The sequence below is a fragment of the Nonlabens dokdonensis genome (assembly GCF_002162835.1).
Lineage (GTDB): Bacteria > Bacteroidota > Bacteroidia > Flavobacteriales > Flavobacteriaceae > Nonlabens > Nonlabens dokdonensis_B.
Genome location: NZ_MAAX01000124.1, coordinates 41,598 through 48,115, shown reverse-complemented (window position 1 = coordinate 48,115; position 6,518 = coordinate 41,598). Strand labels below are relative to the sequence as shown.

Sequence of the window (6,518 nt, the reverse complement as noted above, 5' to 3'; positions counted from 1 at the left end):
GATAATAATGTGAAAACAGTGGCTATTTGAAGTGCTAGAAAGCTTGAACTAGTGCTATAAATAACTATGCTATTGATAAAAAGTAACATATAAGCAAGCATAGCTCTATAGATGTTTCTGTGATGCTCCACGATATGTAGCTCATCTTGAAACCCACAAATTTCGGCCACTAATTTGCCTATATAATGTTTAGATAATAAAAATACAGATAGCACAGTGAGTACAATCAAATATGAAATAAAACCTTGATACTTATCACCAGATTCTTGAAGCCATAAATAAATTAGTAAGGCTATTTGTATTGTATAAATGATAACACTCGTTACCACGAGCAGTGAAAGGTTTTTATCGCTATTTCTTGTAATTTTTATAAACCTATCCTTGTAAAAAGAACTGAGCAAATCACTAATGCGATAGGAAGATAACCACCTAGATATAGCAATCGCACTTATGCAAGTAAGAAAGATAAATGATATCCAGCTGTTATATTCTATTTGGCGTAATTCTAGTTCCATAATTTATGCTGTAAAAATAACATGATTTAACAAACGTTTACTCTGCTAGTTGATTAATTGTCTATTTTTGCCATCCGCTATGAAAAATACGCTTGTCATTATTCCTACGTACAATGAGCTGGAGAATATTCAGTTAATGATAGATGCGGTGCTTTCGCAAAATGAAAATTTGCATTTACTCATTGTAGATGATGGTTCACCTGATGGAACTGGTCAGATTGTAAAGGAAAATATCAAGAAATACAATAGTCGTTTATATCTAGAAGAGCGTAGTAGTAAACAAGGACTCGGTACTGCCTATATTCACGGATTTAAGTGGGCGCTAGAGCGCGCTTATGAGTATATATTTGAAATGGATGCAGATTTTTCTCATGATCCTAATGATATAATCGATTTATATAATGTATGCGCTTTAAAAGGTGCAGATTTATCAATAGGTAGTAGGTATGTGCAAGGTGTAAATGTGGTTAACTGGCCTATGTCCAGAGTGTTATTATCATATTTTGCGTCTAAATATGTTCGTTTTATTACTAGAATGAACATTCATGATACTACAGCAGGTTATGTTTGCTATAGGGCATCTCTTTTAAGAAAATTTAATTTAGATAAGATTAAATTTGTAGGATATGCGTTTCAAATAGAAATGAAGTTTAAATCATTTTTATTGGGTGCAAAAATTATCGAACTGCCAGTTATTTTTACAGATAGATCTAGAGGTCAGTCTAAGATGAGTGGCGGTATAATACAAGAAGCCGTTACCGGTGTTTTTATAATGAAAATAAAAAGTTTGTTAGGGAAACTTGAGATATGAAAAAATTACTTTTTAAAAATGCCAAAATAGTTACTGATGGAGTTACTAAAGAAGGCGACGTATACGTGGAAGGAGATACTATTGTTGAGGTGTCAGAAAGTATAAGTGCAAAAAATGCGGATACAGTAGTAATTGATGTAGAAGGAAATTACCTGCTACCTGGTGTAATAGACGACCAGGTACACTTTAGAGAACCAGGACTTACTCACAAAGCAACCATTGCTACAGAAAGTGCTGCTGCCGTCGCTGGAGGAATCACTACCTTCATGGAAATGCCTAATACAAATCCACAAACTACTACCATCGAGGAATGGGAAAATAAAATGGCTATTGCAGCTAGAGACAGTCATGCAAATTATTCTTTCATGTTCGGTGGAAGTAATGATAATCTACAAGAAATTTTAAAAGTAGATACATCTAGAGTCCCAGCTCTAAAGTTATTTTTAGGCTCATCTACAGGGAATATGCTCGTAGACGATAAAGAGGTATTAAGAGAGATATTTTCTAATGTTAATCTTAGGATTGCTCTTCATTGTGAAGACGAAGACACTATTAAAGCAAATTTTAATAAAGCTTTTGAAGAGTATGGTGATGATATTCCTATGGATCAACATCCTATTATTAGAAGTGAAGAAGCCTGTTATTTAAGCAGCAGTGGTGCTGTAGAGCTTGCCAAAGAAACTGGTGCTAGAATCCATGTTTTTCATCTGTCCACAGGTAAGGAAACAGCTTTATTTGATAATAAAAAAGCAATTGTAGATAAACAAATAACATCTGAGGTATGTATACATCACCTATGGTTCTGTGATGAAGATTATGCCACTAAGGGCAAATTCATAAAATGGAATCCAGCTGTAAAGAAAGCTAGCGATAGAGAACAACTGTGGGAAGCGCTTTTAGATGACCGTATAGATGTAATTGCTACAGATCATGCTCCTCATACCATTGAAGAAAAGGAAAATCTATATACCTCATGTCCTAGTGGTGGTCCACTTGTACAACATGCACTACCTGCTATGCTGCAATTTGTTTATGACGAGAGAATATCTATTGAGAAGGTTGTAGAAAAAATGTGTCATAACCCAGCATTACTTTTTGATATCGATAAACGAGGATTCATTAGAGAAGGTTATAAAGCAGATCTTGTCGTTGTGGATACTAATAATCCATGGACAGTTACAAAAGAAAATGTATTAGCTAAATGTGGCTGGTCGCCTTTTGAAGGAGTTACTTTTAAAAGTCGCATCATGCAAACCTTTGTTAATGGTGAGTTAGCCTATAAAAACTTTAAGGTTACAGATTCAAAGAATGCTCAAGAACTATCCTTTACCAGATGAAGCGATTTCTCATAATATCATTTCTTGTTTTGTTTGCAGCTTGTTCAAACGTAGAAAAAGCACCGAAGCCTGAGCAATTACTATCAAAAGAAGAAATGGCAATTATTTTGAGTGATTTATATATAATAGAAGGAGCAATCTCTTCAAATAGATCCTCCTATATAGAAACTGGTGTCCAGCCTAGTTCTTATATATATGATAAGTATGATATAGACAGTGTTGTGTTTAAAGAAAATCTCAATTACTATAATGATAGGGTAGAAGATTATCTTTTCATAATGGATAAAATTCAAGATGATTTAAAATCATTACAAGACTCTGTTAAAGTTAGACAAGAAAGGATCGATAAGGAAAAAGTAACTGATCCTAAAAATACAAGTAAGAAAACACAGAAGCCTAGCAAGAAAAAATAGGTTATTCTAGATTAGATTTGTTTAAATAACAAGTGGCTATCCTTAAAATAGTCTCATCAATAGGTGTGAATTTAAAATCAGTTGCTTCTATAATTTTATCATTAGAATAATTAGTCGTTGAGGTGAGTGACTCTACTTTTGCAGTGCTTAATGTTCTTTTAAAACCTAAAATATTTAATACTTTGAGAAAATAGGAGGTCATAAGTAAAAGACTCTTACTCAAATATATATTAGGTTTCTTTTTTTCTAAGGCTAGTGCTATTTTATCAAGTATAGATTTGTAACTTCTATTTTCAGAAATCAAAATAAAACGTTCGTTATGTGATGAGCTTTCCATTAACCTTACCATTAATGAAGTAACATCTCTCACGTCTATAAAACCACTTGAACCTTTAGTATAAAATCTATTTCCCGTAGCGGTTTTACTGAAAAATTGACCAGAACCATTTTTCCAGTTTCCCTCTCCTAGCACGATACCTGGATTTACGATTATAATATCAAGTTCTTCTTGAGTGGCGCGCCAGGCTTCCATTTCTGCACCAAATTTTGTAATCGCATAGTCCGTATTTAAACCATCAAGATTAAAAAAGTCCTCTTCGTTTATTAGTCTTGCTCCTATTGGGTCTCCTAGGGCAGCGATACTACTTACATAGCATAATTTTTTAATTCCATAGTGTAGAGCTACATTAATAACATTTTCAGTACCACGCATGTTGATACTTTTAAGCTCTTCAAAAGATGAATTGTCAATTGCTGCAGCACAATGATATACGTATTTCACATTTTTCATGACTTTCTCTAGACTAGGAATTTCAAGAATGTCCGCTTCCATCCATTGAAAACCGTCTACCATAGAGCTCGCTCCTACTTCATAAGATTCAAAAATCTCACGCGTTTTCTCAATAGCGTCTATATTACGATACGTGGCTATGATATTTTTTCCGCTTTCGCGAAAGCGGTATAACAAATGTCCACCTACTAATCCTGTACCACCTGTGATTAAAATCATGCAGTAAAAGTAAACAATACCAGCCTTAAAAAATGTTTAAAAACAGCCAAACGCATATATTTGCAGCGCTAAAAAGACACTTATGGCTTATAACTTTGTAAAGGAATTAGAATGGCGAGGTATGATACATGATATCATGCCCGATACGGAAGAAATGTTACAGAACGAACTTGTTTCTGGTTATATAGGCTTTGATCCTACTGCAGATTCTTTGCATATAGGAAGCATGGTGCAAATTATATTATTAATGCATTTACAACGTGCTGGTCACAGACCTATTGCTCTTGTAGGCGGCGCAACTGGTATGATAGGTGATCCTAGCGGTAAAAGTGCAGAGCGCAATTTACTAACTCAAGATATTCTAGATAAAAATATTGCTGGAGTAAAAAGTGTAATTTCTAGATTTATTGATTTTGAAGGAGGCGATGAGGCAACTCGTGCAAAACTGGTGAATAATTATGACTGGATGAAGGATTTTAGTTTGATAGATTTTGCTAGAGATATTGGTAAACATATTACCGTTAATTATATGATGGCAAAGGAATCTGTAAAGAAGCGTGTCTCAGGAGAAGGTGATGGCATGAGTTTTACAGAGTTTACTTACCAGTTATTTCAAGGTTATGATTATTTACATCTTTATGAAAATGAAGGTTGTAAATTACAAATAGGTGGATCTGACCAGTGGGGAAATATTACCACAGGTACAGAATTGATACGCCGTAAAGCAAGAGGTAAAGCTTATGCACTCACAACACCATTAGTTACTAAAGCTGATGGGACAAAATTTGGTAAAACAGAAGGAGGCAACATCTGGCTCGATGCAGATAAAACAAGTGTCTATAAGTTTTATCAATTCTGGATTACTGCTACAGATGACGATGCTGTGAACTGGATAAAGATTTTTACTTTCTTAGATCAAGAAACATGTAACGCGTTAATTGAAGAGCATCAAAAAGATCCTGGATTCCGTGTATTGCAAAAACGTCTTGCTGAGGAAGTAACCGTAATGGTTCACGGTCGTGAGGCCTTTGAAACAGCTGTAGAAGCTTCTAAAATACTTTTTTCTAAGAAAGTGACACCAGAGCAATGGGGTAAAATGGATCAAGCTACCTTATTAGAAATTTTTGAAGGAGTACCGCAGGTGGAAATTGAACGAAGCGCAATTTCTAATGGAGTTGAGGTTGTTGAGTTTATGAATGAAACTACTGGTTTTTTACCGTCCAACGGGGAAGTGCGTAGAGCATTAAAAGAAAATAGCTTGAGCATCAATAAAAATAAAATCGATGATTCCAAAGTAGTATCTGAGGAAGATGTGATTGCTGGCAATATGATTCTATTGCAACGAGGTAAGAAGAATTACTTTTTAGTGGTATTGAAATAGTACACTGATTAATAAGTATATAAAAAGAAGGCTGTTTACTATTAAACGGCCTTTTTTTATTAAAATAAAAACTGTCTCTTAATTGACAGCCATTAAATTACAACCACGAATATCAGAATGATCAAACCTTCCCAGAACCTGAAACGTACCATCTTGAAAAGATTTGCCCAAATCTTGTGTGGCAATAAAGGAGCAAGAATTAAAATTTGCTAAGTCTATTATGTTTAAACCGCCAGTTTTACCATTACCAATTCTTGAAAATGGATCGTTTGTATCGCGAGTGATTACTTTCATCCATGGTGGTGTGGTAAAATTAATACCATCGCTAGCATAAGCTTGTGAAAGTAACTCTGTCATACCATATTCACTTTGAATACTAGCTTTTGGGAAAGCATTTCTGAGAATTTGATGTAATTCTGGTTTCACGATTTCTTTACGCATGCCTTTCATTCCTCCAGTTTCTATAACAATGGTGTTTTCTAAAGGCATCGCATAATGCTCGGCAAGCTGTAATAGGGCAAAGGTGACACCTATAAGAATAACTTTTTGTTTTGACTTTTTAAGGTTTTTAAGAACCTGAGAAAGTTCTTCAAGATTATTTAAGTAAAAACCACTTTCCGGTTTTTTTGATTGATTTATCCATCGCTGCGCCATATAAACCAAAGAAGATCCGGTACGGTCTAGATAATGAGGTAATAAAGCTAGAACAACATAATCTTCTATCGAGCCATATGTCTGTCTAAAGCTGTGGTCTAAACTTGCATCATAAACATTTAAGTCAGTCACATAATGTTTTGAAACTGTGCTTCCTGTTGTACCACTGCTTGTAAATGTTGTTTCAGCTGTTTTATTAGTACTTATAATATTATGAGACTTAAAAAACTGAATGGGTAGAAAAGGGATGTCTTCTATTGATTTTGCGTTTGTTTTATTGATCAAACGGCAGTACTTACCGTATACCTTATTTTCTTGCAACTGGTAGCGGTATATGTCTAAAGCTGCTTTTTCAAATGCTTGCTTAGAATCGATCGTAAATACTGAAAATCTCAAAT

At 34.4% G+C, this 6,518-nt stretch carries 7 protein-coding genes; 4 read left to right on the top strand and 3 right to left on the bottom strand.

All coding sequences use genetic code 11. The features are described 5' to 3' along the window. Positions 1 to 515: DUF4271 domain-containing protein (locus A9Q93_RS08485; RefSeq protein WP_303686961.1), on the bottom strand; the 515-nt coding region annotated here is incomplete at its 3' end. Between the two features lie 79 nt (positions 516 to 594). Between A9Q93_RS08485 and A9Q93_RS08480 the strand changes: the two genes are divergently transcribed. The 3 genes from A9Q93_RS08480 to A9Q93_RS08470 are packed head-to-tail and all read left to right on the top strand — an operon-like array spanning position 595 to position 3,076. Continuing rightward, positions 595 to 1,326 carry a polyprenol monophosphomannose synthase gene (locus A9Q93_RS08480; RefSeq protein WP_303686960.1) on the top strand — a complete coding sequence of 244 codons (732 nt, stop codon included), beginning with the start codon at positions 595 to 597 and terminating at the stop codon, positions 1,324 to 1,326. Continuing rightward, positions 1,323 to 2,663 (top strand): dihydroorotase, encoded by a 1,341-nt coding sequence (locus A9Q93_RS08475; protein WP_303686959.1) that lies wholly within the window; start codon positions 1,323 to 1,325, stop codon positions 2,661 to 2,663. Before A9Q93_RS08480 ends, A9Q93_RS08475 begins: the two co-directional genes overlap by 4 nt. After that, the gene (locus A9Q93_RS08470) at positions 2,660 to 3,076 is read left to right on the top strand and encodes a DUF4296 domain-containing protein (RefSeq protein WP_303686958.1); all 417 of its coding nucleotides are present in this window, start codon (positions 2,660 to 2,662) and stop codon (positions 3,074 to 3,076) included. The genes A9Q93_RS08475 and A9Q93_RS08470 overlap by 4 nt, the downstream gene beginning before the upstream one ends. Position 3,077: 1 nt before the next feature. Here the strand turns inward: A9Q93_RS08470 and A9Q93_RS08465 are convergent, their stop codons facing one another. Continuing rightward, on the bottom strand, positions 3,078 to 4,085 hold the full coding sequence (locus A9Q93_RS08465) for an NAD-dependent epimerase/dehydratase family protein (protein WP_303686957.1): 1,008 nt from the start codon (positions 4,083 to 4,085) through the stop codon (positions 3,078 to 3,080). A gap of 82 nt (positions 4,086 to 4,167) precedes the next feature. Between A9Q93_RS08465 and tyrS the strand changes: the two genes are divergently transcribed. Further along, positions 4,168 to 5,466, top strand: a complete 1,299-nt coding sequence (tyrS, locus tag A9Q93_RS08460; protein ID WP_303686956.1) for a tyrosine--tRNA ligase — start codon at positions 4,168 to 4,170, stop codon at positions 5,464 to 5,466. Positions 5,467 to 5,544: 78 nt separating this feature from the next. On the opposite strand, the gene A9Q93_RS08455 is transcribed toward tyrS, so the two are convergent. Continuing rightward, the gene (locus A9Q93_RS08455) at positions 5,545 to 6,516 is read right to left on the bottom strand and encodes an acyl transferase (RefSeq protein ID WP_303686955.1); all 972 of its coding nucleotides are present in this window, start codon (positions 6,514 to 6,516) and stop codon (positions 5,545 to 5,547) included. Between the last annotated feature and the right edge of the window lie 2 nt (positions 6,517 to 6,518).

Bases quoted from the DNA above. Each gene is read 5' to 3' on its own strand.
- A9Q93_RS08480 (WP_303686960.1), top strand. From the start codon at position 595: ATGAAAAATACGCTTGTCATTATTCCTACGTACAATGAGCTGGAGAAT.
- A9Q93_RS08475 (WP_303686959.1), top strand. From the start codon at position 1,323: ATGAAAAAATTACTTTTTAAAAATGCCAAAATAGTTACTGATGGAGTT.
- A9Q93_RS08470 (WP_303686958.1), top strand. From the start codon at position 2,660: ATGAAGCGATTTCTCATAATATCATTTCTTGTTTTGTTTGCAGCTTGT.
- A9Q93_RS08465 (WP_303686957.1), bottom strand. From the start codon at position 4,085: ATGATTTTAATCACAGGTGGTACAGGATTAGTAGGTGGACATTTGTTA.
- tyrS (WP_303686956.1), top strand. From the start codon at position 4,168: ATGGCTTATAACTTTGTAAAGGAATTAGAATGGCGAGGTATGATACAT.